The following is a 17468-nucleotide window of genomic DNA, read 5'->3' on the forward strand; positions in this document are numbered from 1 at the left end:
GCGGATGGTCACCGGGCCGCCCTCCGCGCGCCGTCCGCCGGGGTCGGTGAACCGGACGGGCCCGGCAGCCGGGCGGCGACCTGCCAGCCGGTGCCGGACTCGGCCGGGCCGGCGTGGAAGGTGCCGCCGAGCAGCTTGGCCCGCTCCGCCATGCCGATCAGCCCGTAGCCGTCCCGGTAGCCGTCCCCGGTGTGGGCGCGGACCGGACCGCGACCGTCGTCGTGCACGTCCAGGTGGAGCCGGCCGCCCTCGCCGCGAACCAGGACGGTGACCAGGGTGGCGCCGCGGGCATGACGGTCGGTGTTGGTCACGGCCTCCTGGGCGATCCGGAGGACCGCGGCGGCGAGCTCGGTCGGGGCGCGGTCCAGTTCGGCCTCGCCGCGCACCGCCACCTCGGGCCGGTGGCCGTCGCCGGGCCGGGCGAGGGAGGCGAGCCGGCGGGCCGGCGAGTCGCCGTCCGGGCCCGGGTGCTCTCCCTCGCGCAGCGCACCGACCAGCCGGCGCATGGCGGCCAGTGCGTCCGCTCCCGCGTGCTCGATGTCGGCCAGCGCGGCACGCAGCATCCCGGGGTCGCGGGCCGCGACGTGCTGGAGCGCCTGCGCCTGGACGACGATGCCGGTGACCTGATGGGCGACGACGTCGTGCAGGTCCCGGGCCAGGGCGTTGCGCTCCTCGCGCACCGCGCGCTCGATGTGCCAGGCGCGGCGCTCGGCGCGCCAGCGCAGCAGCAGGCCGGGCCCGAGCAGGACCAGCACCAGCAGCGCGTTGTCCACGTCGAACGGCCCGCCGTCGCGCCCGGCGGCGGCCAGCAGCGCGGCGAAGGCGGCGACCGCCGTGCCCGCGATCACCAGCGGCCGGCAGCGGTAGGCGACCAGGGAGAGCAGCAGCGCGAGAGCAAGCGCCTCGGTGAGGCCGCTCGGCCGGTGCTCGGCGTCCAGCAGCCGGTACCCGGCGGAGGCGGCGAAGGTCACCGACAGGGCCCCGGCGACGGCGGCCGAGGTCGCCGACCGGGAGGTGCCGGGGCGCAGCGCCCGGAGCGCGAGGGCGGACATCACCGTACCGGAGGTGAGGAAGAGGGCGTCGGCGGCCGGGCCCGGGCGCATGCCCCACCAGCGGTCGAGGTCGGCGAGCAGGGCCAGCAGCAGGCTCCCGGCGGCGAGGGCGAACGGCACCAGGCGGGCGGGGCCGGCGGTGCCCGCGCGGGCGGGCGGCGTGGGCGGGTGGACTGCTGACGGGTTGTGCATACCGACACCGTACGTGGGAGGCGAGCAGGGCCGGGGTGGCCGATCGGCTACTTCGGAACGGGCCGGACGGCCGCCGCAAGACGGTTCTGACCTGGGCGAATGTGAAGCGTCATCAGTCGGCGCCGGATTCGGCGGCCGCCGCCCGCATCCTGTTGGAGGAAGCCCCATGCCCGTGCCTGTGCCTGTGTCCGACACGGCTCCACCCGGTCCCACTTCCCCGGACAACCGCTCCCAGCGCGGGGGTCGGCGGCGAACCATCCGGTGGACGGCGGCCGTCGCCGTCCTCGCCGCGCTGGGAGCCTTCGCGGCCGGTCCGCGCAGCGCGCCGGCCGCCGCCCACCGCAGCGGGGACGCCGCACTGGCCGCGCGGGTCGCCGGCCTGCTGCCGGACGGGCAGAGGGCGGGTGGCTCGGTCGGTGTCTCGGTCGCGGTGGTCGACCACGGCAAGGTGACCCGGGCCGCGTTGGGCACCACCGATGGATCCACCCCCGTCACCCCGGACACCGTCTTCGAGACCGGCTCGGCGCAGAAGGTGCTCACCGCGAGCCTCCTCGGCAGCCTCCTCGACGCCGGGAAGATCAAGCTCACCGACACCGTCGGCAGACTCTGGCCCGAGTACACCTTCGCCGATCCGGCGGTGTCCGGCATCACCGTCGAGCAGCTCGCCACCCACACCGCCGGCTTGCCGTCCTTCCCGCCCGACGGCGCGCAGTTCCCGCTGGCGATGGCCGGATACCTGCTCGGCGGCGACGGCTACTCCGTACTCGGCGACCCGGTCCGCGCGCTCACCCGCCTCTCCGGCTACGGGCCGAAGCCCGGCACCGAGTACTCCTACTCCAACCTCGGCTACGCCGTCCTCGGCGAGACCCTGGCCAAGGTCGACGGGCGCGACTACCCGACCGCCCTGCGCGAGCGGGTCCTCGCCCCGCTCGGCATGAAGCACACCACCGTCCGCACCGCCCCCGGCACCCCGGACGGCGCCATCCAGCCGTTCCACACCGCCGGCACACCCGTCGTCCCGTGGACCAACCCCAAGTGGGCTGCGGTCGGCACCGGCACCTGGACCACCAGCGCCGACCTCGCCGCCTTCCTCGCCGCCAACACCGCCCCGAACCCGCCCTCCGCGCTCGCTCTTACCCACACCCCGCGGGCCGCGGTCGCCGACTACGCCGACCGGGACGGGCACATCGGGCTCGGCTGGCAGCTGTGGAACGCCGGTGGCACCAAGGTCGGCTGGCACAACGGGCTGACCAACGGCTCACGCGCGTTCGTCGCCCACACCTCCGACCAGCGCGCGGTCGTCGTGCTCGCCAACTCCACCCGCACACCGACCGAGAAGATCGGCTTCGGGCTGCTCGGCATCAGCGCCCCCGAGTTCGACGAGCCGCAGACCCCGCACCCGATCCTGCTCGCCTTCACCGTCCTGCTCTCGGCCGGCGCGCCCGCACTCGCCCTGCTCGGGATGGTACGGCCCCGCCGAACCCGCCTCTCCCGCCCGCTGGACCGGCTCAAGGCCGTCTCCCTGCCGCTGACCGCCGCCACCTGCTGGCTGCTCGCCCTGCGGGTCGGCGAGTGGGGCCACCTCCCGGGCGTCGTCTCCGCCCTCGGCGCCGGCCTGCTCGCCGCCACGGTCGTCGAGTCCGTCCGCCGCTGGCCCGCCCTCCCGACCGCCCGGGGCCGCCGGCCCTGGCTGCGCGCCGTCACCTTCGCCCTGCCCACCCTCCCGCTGGCCGCCCTCCTCTGCACGACCGCGGTGATCACGGCCCAGCTGCCCTGAGCCTCCTCGGTGGCGCGGCCGGTCCGAACTTCCGTCGGACCGGCCGCCAAATCGGACTGGCCGCCGGGCTCGCGTCCCGGGGCGAGGAGTCGCCCGATCACCGGAGGACGACAACGGCGATCCCTCCATACGGCGCGGCGCAGCGGCGGGGGGCCTTCACCTGCAGGGGCGTCCCGGTCAGAACGAGACGTCGGAATGGTCGATACTCGTGAACGCGGCCTCGAAGTTGTCTGCGCGGCGTCCGCCGTCGTTGAAGTACACCTCCCGGAGCCCCTCCGCAACGATATTGCGCATCTGCTGGTCGCCGGCGCCGTGCTTGGCGTCGCACAGACGGCCGGCGTAGGCCGGGGGGGAGGGAGGCGGGCGTGGGCGGTCAGGCGGCGGAAGCAGCCGTCGTCGGTCGTGCACGTGCGGGCCCCGGGCCGGGCCCGCCGCCTCCGATCGGTGCGATGTAGCCGAACTGCGCGCGGGACTCGACCAGGCGCTGGCGGCCCCGGGCCCGGGTTCTGCACGCGATGGCCTCATGGCGTCGGTGGCCGCGCACGGCTGAGTTCAGTGCGGTGTCGGCCGGCCGGAGCCGGCTACCGGACGTCGGCCAGGTGGCCGGCCTCGCGAAGGTAAGGGCATCGTGCGCCGCGCAGGACCTCCGTTGCGATGGCCAGAACCCGGGCCTGCTCCGAGGGCACCAGCGGCGCCCACTCCTCAGCCGTGAGCATGCGCCAGGCGTCGTGCTCGTCGGACAGCTTCACCTCGACCGTGTTCGCGTCGACGAGGGGGCCCTTGAACAGCGTGAAGACCTCGGGGATGCCTTCGGGGTGCAGGCCCCAGTCCACGGCCAGCAGCTCCGGACTGTCCGGCATGGCCAGGCCCGTCTCCTCGTACGTCTCGCGCACGGCCGTCTGCCACAGGTCCTCGCCTTCGTCGTGGCCACCACCAGGCAGCTGCCACGCGCCGTTCCAGGACGTATGCAGGAGCATGATCCGGTGCTCCGTGTCGTGGATCAGGGACGCGGCACAGCCGAGGATGCGCGCACGGCGGGCGAGCCATTCAGCTCGAGGGAGTAGCGGATGCCTGGTCAACTCGACTCCCTGGAAAGCTTTTTCTCTGGTCGGCGGCTCGCCAGCGTACTGCCGTTTGCGGAGCTGGTGGCGGTGATTCAGCCCGTTGGGTGAAGGGGAACGGCCACTGTCCGGCCACCGGTGCTGACCGGCGGGGCAGTTCTCAGGCGATGGCGGTCAGGCAGAACTGTACGAGGCCGGCGTCGACATCGAGGACGATCTTCTTCATCTCTGCCCACGGTGGCTGGAAGGCCATTCCCCACTCGACGGTGAAGGCGAGGATCTTCTCCTCCTCCCGGCCCGAGAGGATGTGGCGTGCGTAGATGTAGTCGTCACTGGTTCCGCAGGTCGGGTACAGGTCGAAGGCCGGCTCGGGGGTGTACTCCTTGCCCCGTACGCCCTTCAGGGCCTCGCAGAACCGCTCGGCGAGCACGGCGGAGTCGTCGGCGTCGCCCTCCTCGAGGAACTCGGCGTAGAGCAGGCCGTCCTTCAGTCCGCGTTTGCCGTCGAAGAGGGGGTTGCGGAAGTTCTTGGCCGGGTCGACGGACTGGTTCTGGTCGTCGCCCCACACGTAGAGCATCTTCTGGGTGTAGCTGTGGACGTCGACGAACCAGCGGGTGCGGGCGAAGTGGTCGAGCAGCCGGCGCACGTTGCGGGTCTCCGGCTCCGAGAAGGGCTCGGGGCCCTGGTAGACCTGGTCGGGGTTGGCCGGGTCGTCCGAGACGCGGACCGGGGCGGAGGGGTGGAAGGCGGTCCGGTAGTCGAAGAGGTGGTCGTAGTTGCGGTTGATGTCGACGCCGACCGCGGCTGGATTGCCGCCGGACTGGGCCGGATTGCGGTTCCGCCGCCACATGGCGTCGACGGTCTGGCTGTAGTGCCGGCCGTCCGGGTTGACGAGCGGGAAGACGACGACGTCGAGCTCCTCCAGGACCGTGCGCACCTGTGCGGAGGTGAAACTCGTGCCGCCGTAGGCAAGGCCCGTACCGCCGGCGTGTGCGTGCAGCAGGTCGGCGGCGAAGTTGACCAGGATCTCGCAGCTCCCCCACTCCCGGGCGTGCGCACCGCCGATCAGGACGACGGCGGGCTTCGGCTGCGGGGGGTGGGTACCGATTCGCAGGGCGTGGCAGGTCCTGCCCTCGAAGGTCGGCTCGGGCAGCTCGATGAGGTCCGCCGTCGGGAACGCGGCGGCCAGGCTGGCCACGCCGGATTCGACCTCGGTGACGTTCAGGTACGGCATGGCGTCCCTCCTAGCTGTCCCGCACCTTGAGGGCGAGTCCCTGCGGAACCTCGTCCTCGGGGGCGAACCGGTCTCCTTCGCCCACCTCGGCCTGGCGTGCACGTCCGGTGGCGGTGGCGTCCTCGACGGTCACGGCCGACACACCCTCGCGAGCCAGGGCTTCGCCCTGCTCGGGGGACACGTAGGCGTCGAAGGTGAGGCTGCCGTCCTCGTTCTGACGGATCCGGCCGCCGACGTCGGGACGGGAGTCCCTCAGCAGGGCGCGCAAGGTGTCGGCGTCCTTGGCCGTGACGCGGACACGCAGGATGGTGTACTCGCTGGACATGACGGGCCCCTCTCGGGCGCCGTCGGGCTCGGATCTGCCATGCCGACCCGGCCAGGGGACGGCGCGCACGCGACGAGTGGACGGTGGACGAGTGGGCGTGCGTATGCGCAGGCGTGCGGATGCGCACCCGGGGCGCACATACGTGGCATGTGCGCTTACATCCGATATTTCCCTCGTATCCTCAGCGTGCGCTCCCGCCGTGGAAGCAGTCAAGCGGCGACGCCGCGGGCATCCGGGGCGTGCCCCGCGCCCATGTGGCCGCCGAGGGCGGGCGGCGCTTCCGTTACCGAGGTGCTGCCGAACGTTGCTCCGCCCGGACCAGCTGCGGGTTTTCGGCCCCCCGACTCCGCGTCGTACGTGCCGGACTACGAGTTCGACGCGTGAGGTCGTGCGCGTCAGCACGGGATCGCCGGGCGCGACCTCGTTCGCTGGGGCGGCTCCCGCAGTACCAGCGCCTGCTCAGCCGGCACCCCGTGCCGCCTGGCGTACGTCAGGCGTTCGCGTACCTCGCCCATGGTGCGGGGCCGGTAACCCGGGCCGTCGGTGCAGCCCATGTGGAAGCGGATGCCTGCTTGCAGCAGCACTGACAGCGTGCGCCAGGCGGCCTCGTCGCGGCGGCGTGGGGGCGCGAAGGCGGCGCCCACGTGGATGAGGGGACGTGCGCAGCGCGGACACGGGCGGTCCGCCCGGTCGTGGCGACCGGGGCGGCGCTGCTTGTACGAGGCCCGGCAGGGCAGGCAGACGTACGACGTCTTCGCAGGCGGCATGGGGAGTGAGTGTAGGCCCCCGCTCGGCCTTCAACCAGCGGTGGAAGTGTCCCGTCACCCTGCCTATCGTGAAGGTGAGGGAAGTGAGGGAGGCGAGAGCCGTGACGTCGACCACCCGTGAGGAAGCGCCGGTCGTTCTCCAAGCCGAAGGTGTCGAGGTACGGACGCAGGAGATCGGCGGCGGGATGAGCGTGCTCTATCTGAGCGCCGTCAAGGGCACCGACTTCGGGCCCGCCCTCGAGGGCCTGCCCGACGGTCTCTGCCAGTGCCCGCACTGGGGGTTCCTCGCCAAGGGCCGGATCCGGCTGCGGACCAAGGACGGCGAGGAGACCTACGAGGCCGGGCAGACCTACTACTGGAGCGCCGGGCACGCCCCCGAGGCGCTGGAGGACAGCGAGCTCGCCGAGTTCTCCCCCACCGGCGAGCTCGACGAAGTGCTCGCCCACGTCAAGGCGCAGATGGGCTGAGCCGGCGCGCGTACCGGCCCCGGACCGAGCTGCGGGCCCGCTGCCCGCCTGCCCGTCCTGCCCATCTGCCCTGCCCTGCCCGCCTGCCCGTCGGCCCTCCCTTCCTGATGTGGGCGTCGGCCCGCGCGCGGCGGCGCACAGGCCGGACGCCGTGGCGGCTCCCCCGGCCCGCCGCCTCCCTAGGAGTCACCAGGCGACCGGCAGCGTCTCCGGGCCCCGGATGAGCGCGGCGGGCTGCCATGCGATCTCCTTCGCGGGCACGGCCAGCCGCAGGTGCGGGAACCGGGCGAGCAGACCGGTCAGCATGACCTCGGACTCCAGCCTGGCGAGCATCGAGGCCAGACAGAAGTGGGGCCCGTGTCCGAAGGAGAGGTGCGGGACGCGGGGCCGGTCGACGTCCAGCTCGTCCGGACGCTCGAAGACGGACGGGTCACGGTTGGCGGTGAGGTAGGAGGCGTAGACCACCTCGCCCTTCGCGATGAGGGTGCCGCCGACCTCCACGTCCTGCGTGGCGATGCGGGCGATGCCCACGCCGCGGCGGTGCGGGATCCAGCGCAGAAGCTCTTCGACGGCCTGCGGGAGGACGGCCGGTGCGGCGCGCAGCCTGTCCGCCAGGCCGGGCTCGGTGAGCAGCGCGTACACCATGTTGGCGCTGTTGTTGCGGACGGCGTGCGTGGCGCTGATCTGGATCAGTACGGCCAGGGCGACGGCCTCCGCCTCGCTGAGTTCGGCGCTCGTCACCGCCGCGGCCAGATCGCCGGCCAGGTCTTCTCGGGGTTCGGCGCGGCGGCGCCGGAGGAGGGCGACGAAGTAGGCGCGGATCTCGGCCTTGGCCGCTTCGCTCTCCTCCCGCGTGCGCGCCGCCGTCAGGAGCACGCCGGTCCAGTGCGCCATGAGGGGCCGGTCGGACGATGGCACTCCCATCACTTCGCTGATCACCGTCAACGGCAGCGGTGCGTTGAAGTGCTCCATCAGGTCCGCCGGGCTGCCGTGCCGTTCCATGCCCTCGAGCAGTTCGTGGGCCGTACGCTCCACGAGGGGACGGATTCGTTCCATGCTGCGCGCGGAGAACGCCCGGGCGACGGCCTTGCGCAGCTGGGCGTGGCGGGGCGGATCGGTGAAGCCCACGGCCTCGTCCTGAGGGATGGTGTGCGGGGACAGTCTGGTGACGGACCGGCCGATCAGTGCCCGGCGGCTGAAGCGGGCGTCGGACGTCACCAGCTTGACGTCCTCGTAGCGGGTGACGAGCCAGGCGTGGCCCTCGCCGTAGGGCAGCCTGATGCGGGCGATCGGCTCGTGGAGCAGAAGGCGGGCCATGAAGGGGTCGAAGTCCAGAGCCGGCAGGTCATCGACCGCCCAGTCATGTACCGGGACGGGCACCTGCGAGGAATCGGTCGACGTCATCAGCGTCCCCCAGCCGTCCGGCGGCAGCCGGCTCCGGGCCTCGTCGAGCAGCCACCGGGCCGACCCTTTACAGGAACGCTGCCCGCCGTGCGGGCCCGCATCCGCAATGCTGCACATATACGGAGCTGCTGCGCGTGCCCATGGGTGGTCTCGCGGGCTTCGGCGTCGTGGGCGGTTCGGTCGGTGCGGTGGAGCCGGGCGATCTCCGGTACCGGCGGGTTGTCCAGGTCGAGGCGCTTGACCCTCACGTGGCGTCATACCGCATTGTCGGTGGCGTGGAAGAGCACCTGACCGTGGGACGTGTGGCCGAGCCGGCCGGCGTGAGCGTCCGCACACTGCATCACTATGACGAGATCGGCCTCCTGCAGCCGTCCGCGCGGACCGGGGCCGGGTACCGGGCCTACTCGGCGGGCGACGTGGAGCGACTGCGGGAGGTGCTCGGCTACCGGCGCCTGGGCTTCGGATTGCGCTCGATCGCGGATCTGGTGGACGACCCGGCCACCGACGCGGTCGCGCAACTGCGCCGATTGCGCGGCCTGCTGCAGGAACAACGCGACCGCGCGACCGCCATGGTGACGGCCATCGACCAGGAACTGGAGGCACGGGCCATGGGGATCAGGACGACGCCGGAGGAACAACTGAGGGCTTTCGGCGCGCAGTTGTACGAATCCATCGGGCCCACGTACCCGGCAACGCGGCACACCGAGCCGCGGATCGCCGCGAAGATCTGGAATGCGCTCGGGGACGCCCGGACGGTACTGAACGTCGGGGCCGGCACCGGCTCGTACGAGCCCCCGGACCGCGAGGTCACGGCGGTGGAACCATCGGCGGTCATGCGGGCACAGCGTCCCGCGGGCGCGGCGCCCTGCATGGCCGCCGGTGCGGAGAGCCTCCCGTTCGAGGACCAGTCCTTCGACGCCGCGATGGCGGTCAGCACCGTTCATCACTGGCCGGACCCGGTCGCCGGGCTGCGCGAGATGCGGCGTGTGGCCCGCCGCGTGGTGGTCTTCACCTACGACGCCAGTACGACCGGCTGGCTTCAGCGGTTCTGGCTCACCCGCGACTACCTGCCCGAATTCGCCGAGCTTCTCGTCGGCTGGCCTTCACTGGCCGACATGACCCGTGCGATCGGGGGCCGCGCCGAGCCGGTGCTCATCCCGTGGGACTGCGCTGACGGATTCTTCGAGGCCCACTGGCGCCGGCCCGAGGCCTACCTGGACGAACGTGTACGCCGCGCGGTATCGGTATGGACCAGAGTCGGACCGCAGGCCGAGCAGCGGGCGGTGAACAGCCTCCGCGGCGATCTTTCCTCGGGTCGGTGGACCGAGCGCAACCGCGACCTCGTCGCCCTCAACGCGGCAGAGCTGGGCCTGCGCCTGCTCGCGGCCTGAACCATCGTGCGCGAGAGTACGGCTACCGCCGCCGCAGCCGCCGCCACCGCCACCGCCACCGCCACCGCCACCGCCACCGCCACCGGATCAGCGCTTCACCGGCGCCTGCCGACCGGTCACGTTGCTGGATCGATGCCCTGGAGGATGCCCCCGACCCAGAGACGGAGTTTGCGTCGGTGGCCTCAGCCGACGCTGATGGCGCGGAGCTTGTCCCTGACGCGCCGGACCGTGGGACGGTCGTGGCGGCCCGGCCGGTGCGCGCGCGGCCGGGTGCGCATCAGGCGCGTAGCCGCGGTCGCGTAGCCGATGCCCACGACCAGGGACACGACCAGGGCAAGGAGCGGGGAGTGGTCCTTGAGATGCGGGTAGACCTGCCAGTGCGTGAGGTAGATGTACAGCGAGCTGCTCGCCAGTACGCCCGCGACCCGGTTGAGGGCCCGGGTGCTCGGCAGGGTCGGGAACCACACCAGCAGCGCGAGGCCGGCGATCACGATGGCCTCGCGCTGGTGCTGGTCGGGAAAGAGACCCGGCACGGACGCCGCGATCACCGCGGTCACCAGCAGCCGGTGCCGTGCCGTGCTCGCCTTCGCCGCGGCCCAGCCGAGTGCGAACAGCCAGAAGACGACGACCGGTGAGAGGTGAGGGACACGCAGGTCGAACCCGGGGAGGTTGTAGCGGGTGAGCAGGCCGAGCGCCGCCAACGCCGCGGGCAGGCCGAAGGGGAACCGTCTCTCCGCCCGGTCCACCGCGGGGGCGGACAGGAAGAGGGCCAGGGCGACGAGGAAGTAGACGATGGTTTCGACGAACCAGTAGTGCCACTCCTGCCGGCCCTCGTGCGAGCCGATGACGCTGTTGAGCAGTACGGCGTTCTCCGGGTCGTAGCCACTGCCGAGGAGGACCACGAGGGCGATCCAGGCGATGCTCGGCACGGCGATCCGCGCGACGCCGTTGCCGATGTGGCGCACGCGCTCGCGGCGCGTGGCGGAGGTGAGGTGGAATCGGGCGAAGTTGAAGCCGGCGACGCCCAGCAGCACGTGGGCACCGCCTTGCACCATGAACACCGGTATGTGGGAACCGACGATGAGGACGATCGCCACCGCGCGCAGCGCGACGCCCGTCTCCAGCGCGCGCAGTCGGCGGCCGGGGCGCCGGCGTCCGGGCCGCCGGAGTTCGCTGACCGGCAGGAGTTCGCGGATCGGAAGGAGATGCCAGTCGGCGGGAAGGTGCCCCAGGGCCTGCTCGATCCTCAGCGACATCTCGACGTAGCTCAGGGAGTCGCCGCCGAGGCCCACGAACGTGCTGTCCTCGGTGACGTCCGTACGGTCGAGGATCTCGGCGTAGAGGCGGCACAGATCCGGCACGCCGGAACCCGGTGCCGGTGCCGGTGCTGATGCCGGTGCTGATGCCGGTGCCAGTGCCGGCGTTCCGGCGGGCAGCGGGCCGTCCCCAGGCGCGCGAGCCTCGCGCACTATCGTCCGGTAGTCGGGCTTGCCCGTGGCGAGGCGCGGCAGTTCGGCGAAGTGGTGGACGCGCACGGCGCGTAGCGGCAGGCCGCACTCGTCCGCCGTCAGGCGTCGCACCCGGGCCGCGTCGGGGGTCGCCGCGCCCGTCACGGCGACGACCAGCTCGCGGTCGTCGCCGGTGCAGGTGGCGGTGACGCCCCGCCGTTCCAGCGCGGCCTCGGCGCGCTGCAGGTCGATCCGCAGGCCGAAGATCTTGACGAACCGGCTGCTGCGCCCGATCACTTCGTAGAGTCCGTCGTCCGTGCACCGGGCGATGTCGCCGGTGCGCAGCTCGTCGACCGTGCGGCCCAGGCTCAGGTCCTCGGGGGTCTCGGCGTAGCCCAGCATGACGTTGGGGCCGGTGTAGACGAGCTCGCCGGTGCGGTCGCCGCTTCCCTCGCCGGCCGGGTGGCCGGGGGCCGGCTCGATACGGAAGGACCCGCCGGGGACGGGGACACCGATCGCGTGGGGGTGCGTGGTGGCGAGCACCGGGGGGAGGTAGGCCATGCGGGCGGTGGCCTCGGTCTGGCCGTACATCACGAAGAGGTCCCAGCCGGCGCGCCGCCCGAGGGCGGCGTAGTGGGCCACCCGGTCGGGCGCCAGCCTGCCGCCCGCCTGGGTGACGTACCGCAGGTGCGGCAGGTCCATGGTGGCGAACCCGGCCCGGTCGAGCAGGTCGAAGGTGTAGGGAACCCCGGCGAACGCCGATCCGCGGGCGGCGCGGAACCGTTCCCAGAAGCGGGGGTCGGCCACGGAGAGGTCGGTGAGGATCAGCGCCGCGCCGCGCAGGAGGTGACTGTGGATGACCGAGAGGCCGTAGCAGTAGTGCATGGGCAGCGTCGTGGCGGCCCGGTCACTGTCGCGTATGTCCAGATAGGTAGCTATTGATTCCGCGTTCGCCTGGAGGTTCTCGTGCGAGAGGCGGACGAGCTTCGGGGAGCCGGTCGAACCGGAGGTGCTCAGCAGCAGCGCGAGGTCGGGGTGCAGTGTGTGCGCGGAGCCGGTGCGCCGCTCGTCGATCGACCAGGCGCCGCCGGCCTGCCGGACGACCACGTCCGGGTCGTACGCCGCGACGAACGCATCGACGGTCGCGGCACTGTCGCCCGGTGCGAGGAGGACGACGTGGCCGGCGGCCAGGGCCGCCAGGTATGCGACCAGGGCGTCGGCCGTGTTGGCGCCGGCGAGCAGCACGAGCCGGCGCTGCGGGCCCAGGCGCCGGGCGGTGGCCGTCACGCGTTCGGCGAGTTCGCGGTAGGAGATCTCACCCGTGGGGGTGATGAGGGCCGTGTGGTCACGGTGAGTTGCGAGATCGCGGGCGAAGGGGACCGGCTTGGCTCCGTTTGGCTGGCCGAAAGAGAACGTCACGTGGCGCATCGTAGGTAAGGCTTGCCTCCATCAAAAGCCTGCCGACCGAGACCTCTTCCGGGCGGTCCGGTCTCCCGGGACTGCTCTCCATTGCCTTCCGGATATCGCGCTGACCAGCAACGATGATCCAAAACCGTTATCCATTCGCGTCCTGGGGAGCCGATCCGGCGATTTTCGCCGAACCTCTTGACCTTTAGGTTAGCTTTACCTTATTTATTAGCCGTCCGGGTTCCCCGTGGACCGATTTCGGCCCCGCTCGCCTCCCTTTTCGCTGTCACTTACAGCTATCGGGGCGGGCCCTGCAGGAAGGCATCACCATGCGTCGGCCCCTGGCCCGTCGTCTCCTCGCGCTCGCCGCGGCAGCCTTGCTCCTCCCCGCCGCCGCAGCATGCGGGAGCGGCGCCGAAGAGGGAGCCGACAAGGGGAACAAGGAAGGCAAGGGGGGCAAATCATCCCTCGTCATCTACTCCGGTCGCCAGCAGGCCCTGATCAAGCCACTCCTGACGAAGCTGGAGAAGGCGGTCGGCACCAAGGTCGAGGTCCGCTACGGAGACAGCGCGGAACTGGCGGCGCAGCTCCTGGAGGAGGGCGACCGGACCAAGGCCGCGCTGTTCTTCTCCCAGGACGCCGGCGCCCTCGGCGCCCTCTCCAAGGAAGGCCGCCTGGAGAAGCTGCCCCAGCAGACCCTCGACAAGGTCGGCACGCCCTACCGCTCCGCCAAGGGCGACTGGACCGGCGTCTCCGGACGCGTCCGCGTCATCGCCTACCACCCGGACAAGGTCACCGACGTCCCGGACAGCGTCCGCGACCTGGTCGAGCCCGAGTGGAAGGGCAAGATCGGCTACGCCCCGACCAACGCCTCCTTCCAGGCGTTCGTCACCGGCATGCGCGTCCTCGACGGCGACGACACCACGCGTGCCTGGCTCAAGGCCCTCAAGGCCAACGGCGCCAAGGCCTACGGCAACAACATCGCCGTACTGGACGCGGTCGACTCCGGCGAGGTCTCCCTGGGCCTGCTCAACCACTACTACTGGTACGAGCGGGTCGCCGAGAAGGGCGCCGACAAGGTCAAGGCCAAGCTCCACTACCCCCGCGGCGGCGACCCGGGCGCGCTCGTCAACGTCGCCGGCGTGGGCGTCCTGAAGGGCACCGGCCAGAGCGAGCAGGCCCGCAAGGCCGTGGAGTTCCTGCTCTCCAAGGAGGCACAGAGCTACTTCGCCGACGAGACCAAGGAGTACCCGCTGGCGGCCGGCGTCACCAGCCCCGTCAAGGACCTGCCGCCGCTCGCCTCCCTCGACTCCCCCAGGATCGACCTCGGCAGGCTCGACTCGCTCCGGCAGACCCTGGCCATGCTCCAGGACGTCGGGCTGGTCTGAACCGACATGCGCCCAGCCCACATACCCGGGGCCGACGACGCGGGACGGACCACCCTGTCCGTCCCGCGCCCCGCGCATGCCGGCCGGCCGCGGCCGGGCTCCCCCGCACCCGCCGGACGGCGCCGTGACGCCGCCCGGCCGCCCTGGGCACTGCTGCTCCCCGCCGGCGTGGCCGCACTCTTCGCGGTCCTGCCCCTCGGCTACCTCGCCGTACGCTCCCTCGAACGCGGCCCCGGCTTCGCCTGGAACGTCGTCGCCGACGAACGCACCGTCACCCTGCTCGGCCACAGCCTCGGGCTCGCCGCCGCCGTCGTGGGAGCCTGCCTGATCCTGGGCGTCTCCCTCGCCTGGCTGACCGTACGCACCAACCTGCCCGGGGCCCGCGCCTGGTCGGTCCTGGCGACCCTGCCACTGGCCGTTCCCAGCTACGTCGCGGCCTTCGCCTGGCTGTCCGCCGCACCCCGCCTCGCCGGATTCACCGGGTCCGCGCTCGCCCTCACCCTGGTGAGCTTCCCGTACGTGTACCTGCCCGTCGCCGCCGCCCTGCGGGGCATCGACCCGGCGCAGGAAGAGACCGCCCGCTCCCTCGGGCTCGGTCCGGTGCGCACCTTCGCACGCGTCACCCTCCCCCAGCTGCGCCCTGCGGCGGCCGGCGGCGGACTGCTCGTGGGCCTGTACGTGCTCTCCGACTTCGGTGCGGTGTCGCTGATGCGCTACGACACGTTCACCCGCGCCGTCCACACCTCCTACCGCGCGGGCTTCGACCGCACCCCGGCCGCCGCGCTCAGCGTCGTCCTGGTCGTCATGACCGTGGCGCTCGTGGCCGCCGAAGCCCGCACCCGCGGCCGCGCCGGACACGCCAGGACCGGCACCGGCACGGCACGCCCGGCCACCCCCGCCGCCCTGGGACGGCTGCGCGCACCCGCCCTCGCCTGGTGCGGCGCGGTCACCGCGGCCGCAGTCGCCTTCCCACTGGCGACGCTCGGCTACTGGCTCGCCATCGGCAACTCCGCCACCTGGGACCCCACCGGCCTGCTGGACACCGCCACCAACACCCTCGGCATCGCCACGGCCGGCGCGGCGCTCACCACCGTCCTCGCCCTGCCCGTCGGGGTCATCGCCGCACGCCACCGAGGCCGCACGGCCCACCTGCTGGAACAGGCCTCCTACGCGGGCCACGCCCTGCCCGGCATCACCGTCGCCCTCGCCCTGGTGTTCTTCTCCGTCCGCTACGCCTACCCGCTCTACCAGCAACTCCCCCTGCTGATCTGCGCCTACGCGGTGCTGTTCCTGCCCGTGGCCGTGGCCGCCACCCGAGCCGCGGTCCTCCAGGCCCCGCCGGTGCTGGAGGACGTCGCCCGCTCGCTCGGCCGCTCACCCCTGCGCACCCTGCGCGACGTCACCGTGCCCCTGGCCGCTCCCGGCGTCGCAGCCGGCGCCGCCCTGACGTTCGTCGTCTGCATGAAGGAACTGCCCGCCACCCTGCTGCTGCGCCCCACCGGTACGGACACCCTCGCCACCCGCCTGTGGACGGAGACCGGTGCGGGATCGTTCGCCGCCGCGGCACCCTACGCCGCGGCGCTGATCCTGCTGGCCGCCGTCCCCTCCTACCTCCTCGGGAAGCACCGCACATGAGTGAACCGACCGCACCGGCTGCACCCGCCGCACCGGCCGCGCCGGCCGCCCCGAAGACCGACCCGGCCGAACTGAAGATCACGGGGCTGACCAAGAGCTACGGCCCGGACGCGCCCGTCCTCCAGGGGCTCGACCTCACCGTGCCCGGCGGACAACTGGCCGCCGTACTCGGGCCCTCCGGCTGCGGCAAGACCACTTTGCTGCGCGTCGTCGCCGGTTTCCTGCGTCCCGACACAGGCACCGTCACGGTCGGCGGCCGCACCCTCAGCGGCCCCGGTACGCACCTGCCGCCCGAACGCCGCCGCGTCGGGATCGTCCCCCAGGAGGGCGCCCTCTTCCCGCACGTCAGCGTCGCCCGCAACGTCGCCTTCGGCCTCACCGGCCGCGACCGCGCGGCACGCCGCAAACGCACCGAGGAGATGCTGGAACTGGTCGGCCTCGCCGGCTACGGCGCCCGCATGCCCCACGAACTCTCCGGCGGTCAGCAGCAGCGCGTCGCCCTCGCCCGCGCCCTGGCGCCCGAACCCGCTGTCGTCCTGCTCGACGAACCCTTCAACGCCCTCGACAGCGCATTGCGATCCGGGGTCCGCGCCGACGTCCGTGCCGCACTGCGCGCCACCGGTGCCACCGCCGTCCTCGTCACCCACGACCAGCAGGAGGCCCTCTCCACGGCCGACCTCGTCGCCGTCGTACGCGACGGAACGGTCGCCCAGTGCGCCACCCCCCAGGACCTCTACCGCCGCCCCGCCGACCCATGGGTCGCCCGGTTCGTCGGGGATGCCGTCCTGCTGCCCGGTACGGCCGAGGGCGGATCGGCGGTCACCGCCCTGGGACGGGTACCGCTCGCCGCCGGCACCGCCGGCCGCCAGGAGGGCACGGTGCTCCTGCGACCGGAACAGATCCTCCTCGCCGACCCCTCGCCCGCCGACGCCCGGGGCACGGTGACGGAAGTGTGCTTCTACGGCCACGACGCCATGGTCACCGTCGACGTCGACGGGCTGGACGACCCGGTCGGCGTCCGGATGGCCGGGCATGTGACCGTCCGCCCGGGACAGCGCACCGGCATCCGCGTCACCGGCGAGGCGACCTTGCACGCCGGCCGGTGACCGGCCCGGACCACGAGCCGACCCCGCTTCACGTCGCCTGACAAGCCCGTTCCTCGTACTCGGCGACTCGGACGCCACCTCTCAGTACAAGCCGGCTGAAGCAGTCCGCGCAGTCGCCGGGGAGGTGGCAAGAGGGCGACGGAGGGCTACGTGACAAAAATGGGTCATCGACGCCCCATAATGAGGCGGCCCTTGCCATTTCCAGAGCGGCAACCGCAATCTTGAGGCCATGGTCAGCAGCATGCACGAGTCGGGGGCCCGTGGCCGGACGCGCCGGGCGATCCTCGGCGCTGCGGCGTCCGTGCTGTCCCGTCGGCGTAATGCCACGGTGGCGGACATCGCGGCGGCGGCGGACGTCGGGCGCAGCACCCTTCAGCGGTATTTCCCGGACCGGGAGATGCTCGTTTCGGCGGTCGTCGAGGACTCCCTTCAGCGGCTCGGCGAGTCCCTGAAGGAGGCCCGCATTCATCAGGGCCCGCCACTGCAGGCGCTGCGCCGGCTGGTGGTCGCGATGCTCGATGTCGGCGATCACGTGTTGTTCCTGTACGGCGACCCGCGGATCACCGAGGCTGTCGCCGGGCGGGACGGCTCCGATCCGGCGGCCGAGGAGATCCGGCGGCTGATCAGGCGGGGCCAGGCCGAGGGACTCCTGGATGCGGAGGTGAGCAGCGAGTGGATCGAGCATGTGCTGTGGGCCCACGTATCCGCGGGCTGCATGGCGATCAGCGGGGGGACATTGCCACGCCACGGCGCCTCCGCATGGGTCATCCGCACGCTGGAGAGCGGCATCGGGGCCCGCACGGCACTCTGACGG

Annotated in this window: 14 protein-coding genes; 7 read left to right on the top strand and 7 right to left on the bottom strand. The window is 72.5% G+C overall.

Features of this window, described 5'->3' with window-relative positions:
• Window positions 1-8 precede the first annotated feature (8 nt).
• Window positions 9-1244 (bottom strand): sensor histidine kinase, encoded by a 1236-nt coding sequence (locus tag ACFPP6_RS08315; protein ID WP_382038678.1) that lies wholly within the window; start codon window positions 1242-1244, stop codon window positions 9-11.
• A gap of 166 nt (window positions 1245-1410) precedes the next feature.
• Here ACFPP6_RS08315 and ACFPP6_RS08320 point away from each other — a divergent pair, with 166 nt between their 5' ends.
• Window positions 1411-3021 carry a serine hydrolase domain-containing protein gene (locus ACFPP6_RS08320; RefSeq protein ID WP_382038679.1) on the top strand — a complete coding sequence of 537 codons (1611 nt, stop codon included), beginning with the start codon at window positions 1411-1413 and terminating at the stop codon, window positions 3019-3021.
• 581 nt (window positions 3022-3602) lie between these two features.
• On the opposite strand, the gene ACFPP6_RS08325 is transcribed toward ACFPP6_RS08320, so the two are convergent.
• The 4 genes from ACFPP6_RS08325 to ACFPP6_RS08340 all read right to left on the bottom strand — a co-directional run bounded on the left by ACFPP6_RS08325 (window position 3603) and on the right by ACFPP6_RS08340 (window position 6408).
• Window positions 3603-4100 (bottom strand): NUDIX domain-containing protein, encoded by a 498-nt coding sequence (locus ACFPP6_RS08325; RefSeq protein ID WP_382038681.1) that lies wholly within the window; start codon window positions 4098-4100, stop codon window positions 3603-3605.
• Window positions 4101-4242: 142 nt separating this feature from the next.
• On the bottom strand, window positions 4243-5316 hold the full coding sequence (locus ACFPP6_RS08330) for a M14 family metallopeptidase (protein WP_382038683.1): 1074 nt from the start codon (window positions 5314-5316) through the stop codon (window positions 4243-4245).
• A gap of 10 nt (window positions 5317-5326) precedes the next feature.
• A complete protein-coding gene (locus ACFPP6_RS08335; RefSeq protein ID WP_382038685.1) occupies window positions 5327-5641 on the bottom strand; it encodes a hypothetical protein in 315 nt (104 codons plus the stop codon).
• 395 nt (window positions 5642-6036) lie between these two features.
• The gene (locus tag ACFPP6_RS08340) at window positions 6037-6408 is read right to left on the bottom strand and encodes a deoxyxylulose-5-phosphate synthase (protein ID WP_382038687.1); all 372 of its coding nucleotides are present in this window, start codon (window positions 6406-6408) and stop codon (window positions 6037-6039) included.
• 101 nt (window positions 6409-6509) lie between these two features.
• Here ACFPP6_RS08340 and ACFPP6_RS08345 point away from each other — a divergent pair, with 101 nt between their 5' ends.
• The gene (locus ACFPP6_RS08345; RefSeq protein WP_382038689.1) at window positions 6510-6875 is read left to right on the top strand and encodes a cupin domain-containing protein; all 366 of its coding nucleotides are present in this window, start codon (window positions 6510-6512) and stop codon (window positions 6873-6875) included.
• Between the two features lie 186 nt (window positions 6876-7061).
• Here the strand turns inward: ACFPP6_RS08345 and ACFPP6_RS08350 are convergent, their stop codons facing one another.
• The gene (locus ACFPP6_RS08350) at window positions 7062-8396 is read right to left on the bottom strand and encodes a cytochrome P450 (protein ID WP_382038691.1); all 1335 of its coding nucleotides are present in this window, start codon (window positions 8394-8396) and stop codon (window positions 7062-7064) included.
• Window positions 8397-8581: 185 nt separating this feature from the next.
• On the opposite strand from ACFPP6_RS08350, the gene ACFPP6_RS08355 reads away from it, so the two are divergent.
• A complete protein-coding gene (locus tag ACFPP6_RS08355; protein ID WP_382039223.1) occupies window positions 8582-9670 on the top strand; it encodes a MerR family transcriptional regulator in 1089 nt (362 codons plus the stop codon).
• A gap of 182 nt (window positions 9671-9852) precedes the next feature.
• Here the strand turns inward: ACFPP6_RS08355 and ACFPP6_RS08360 are convergent, their stop codons facing one another.
• Window positions 9853-12537: an AMP-binding protein gene (locus ACFPP6_RS08360; RefSeq protein ID WP_382038692.1), complete on the bottom strand. Its 2685-nt coding sequence runs from the start codon at window positions 12535-12537 to the stop codon at window positions 9853-9855.
• A gap of 317 nt (window positions 12538-12854) precedes the next feature.
• Between ACFPP6_RS08360 and ACFPP6_RS08365 the strand changes: the two genes are divergently transcribed.
• From ACFPP6_RS08365 to ACFPP6_RS08380, 4 genes are all read left to right on the top strand, one after another.
• On the top strand, window positions 12855-13913 hold the full coding sequence (locus ACFPP6_RS08365) for an iron ABC transporter substrate-binding protein (RefSeq protein ID WP_382038694.1): 1059 nt from the start codon (window positions 12855-12857) through the stop codon (window positions 13911-13913).
• A gap of 6 nt (window positions 13914-13919) precedes the next feature.
• The gene (locus ACFPP6_RS08370; RefSeq protein WP_382038696.1) at window positions 13920-15548 is read left to right on the top strand and encodes an ABC transporter permease; all 1629 of its coding nucleotides are present in this window, start codon (window positions 13920-13922) and stop codon (window positions 15546-15548) included.
• Window positions 15545-16654: an ABC transporter ATP-binding protein gene (locus ACFPP6_RS08375; RefSeq protein ID WP_382038698.1), complete on the top strand. Its 1110-nt coding sequence runs from the start codon at window positions 15545-15547 to the stop codon at window positions 16652-16654. Before ACFPP6_RS08370 ends, ACFPP6_RS08375 begins: the two co-directional genes overlap by 4 nt.
• Window positions 16655-16895: 241 nt before the next feature.
• A complete protein-coding gene (locus ACFPP6_RS08380; protein WP_382039225.1) occupies window positions 16896-17465 on the top strand; it encodes a TetR/AcrR family transcriptional regulator in 570 nt (189 codons plus the stop codon).
• Window positions 17466-17468: the final 3 nt, after the last annotated feature.

Source organism: Streptomyces aureoversilis, from assembly GCF_042657885.1.
In the GTDB taxonomy this organism is placed as follows: Bacteria; Actinomycetota; Actinomycetes; order Streptomycetales; family Streptomycetaceae; genus Streptomyces; species Streptomyces aureoversilis.

Excerpts from the sequence above, each read along its gene's own strand:
- ACFPP6_RS08370 (WP_382038696.1), top strand. The coding sequence starts at position 13,920 with ATGCGCCCAGCCCACATACCCGGGGCCGACGACGCGGGACGGACCACC.
- ACFPP6_RS08335 (WP_382038685.1), bottom strand. The coding sequence starts at position 5,641 with ATGTCCAGCGAGTACACCATCCTGCGTGTCCGCGTCACGGCCAAGGAC.
- ACFPP6_RS08350 (WP_382038691.1), bottom strand. The coding sequence starts at position 8,396 with ATGTGCAGCATTGCGGATGCGGGCCCGCACGGCGGGCAGCGTTCCTGT.
- ACFPP6_RS08340 (WP_382038687.1), bottom strand. The coding sequence starts at position 6,408 with ATGCCGCCTGCGAAGACGTCGTACGTCTGCCTGCCCTGCCGGGCCTCG.
- ACFPP6_RS08365 (WP_382038694.1), top strand. The coding sequence starts at position 12,855 with ATGCGTCGGCCCCTGGCCCGTCGTCTCCTCGCGCTCGCCGCGGCAGCC.
- ACFPP6_RS08320 (WP_382038679.1), top strand. The coding sequence starts at position 1,411 with ATGCCCGTGCCTGTGCCTGTGTCCGACACGGCTCCACCCGGTCCCACT.
- ACFPP6_RS08330 (WP_382038683.1), bottom strand. The coding sequence starts at position 5,316 with ATGCCGTACCTGAACGTCACCGAGGTCGAATCCGGCGTGGCCAGCCTG.
- ACFPP6_RS08380 (WP_382039225.1), top strand. The coding sequence starts at position 16,896 with ATGCACGAGTCGGGGGCCCGTGGCCGGACGCGCCGGGCGATCCTCGGC.
- ACFPP6_RS08315 (WP_382038678.1), bottom strand. The coding sequence starts at position 1,244 with ATGCACAACCCGTCAGCAGTCCACCCGCCCACGCCGCCCGCCCGCGCG.
- ACFPP6_RS08375 (WP_382038698.1), top strand. The coding sequence starts at position 15,545 with ATGAGTGAACCGACCGCACCGGCTGCACCCGCCGCACCGGCCGCGCCG.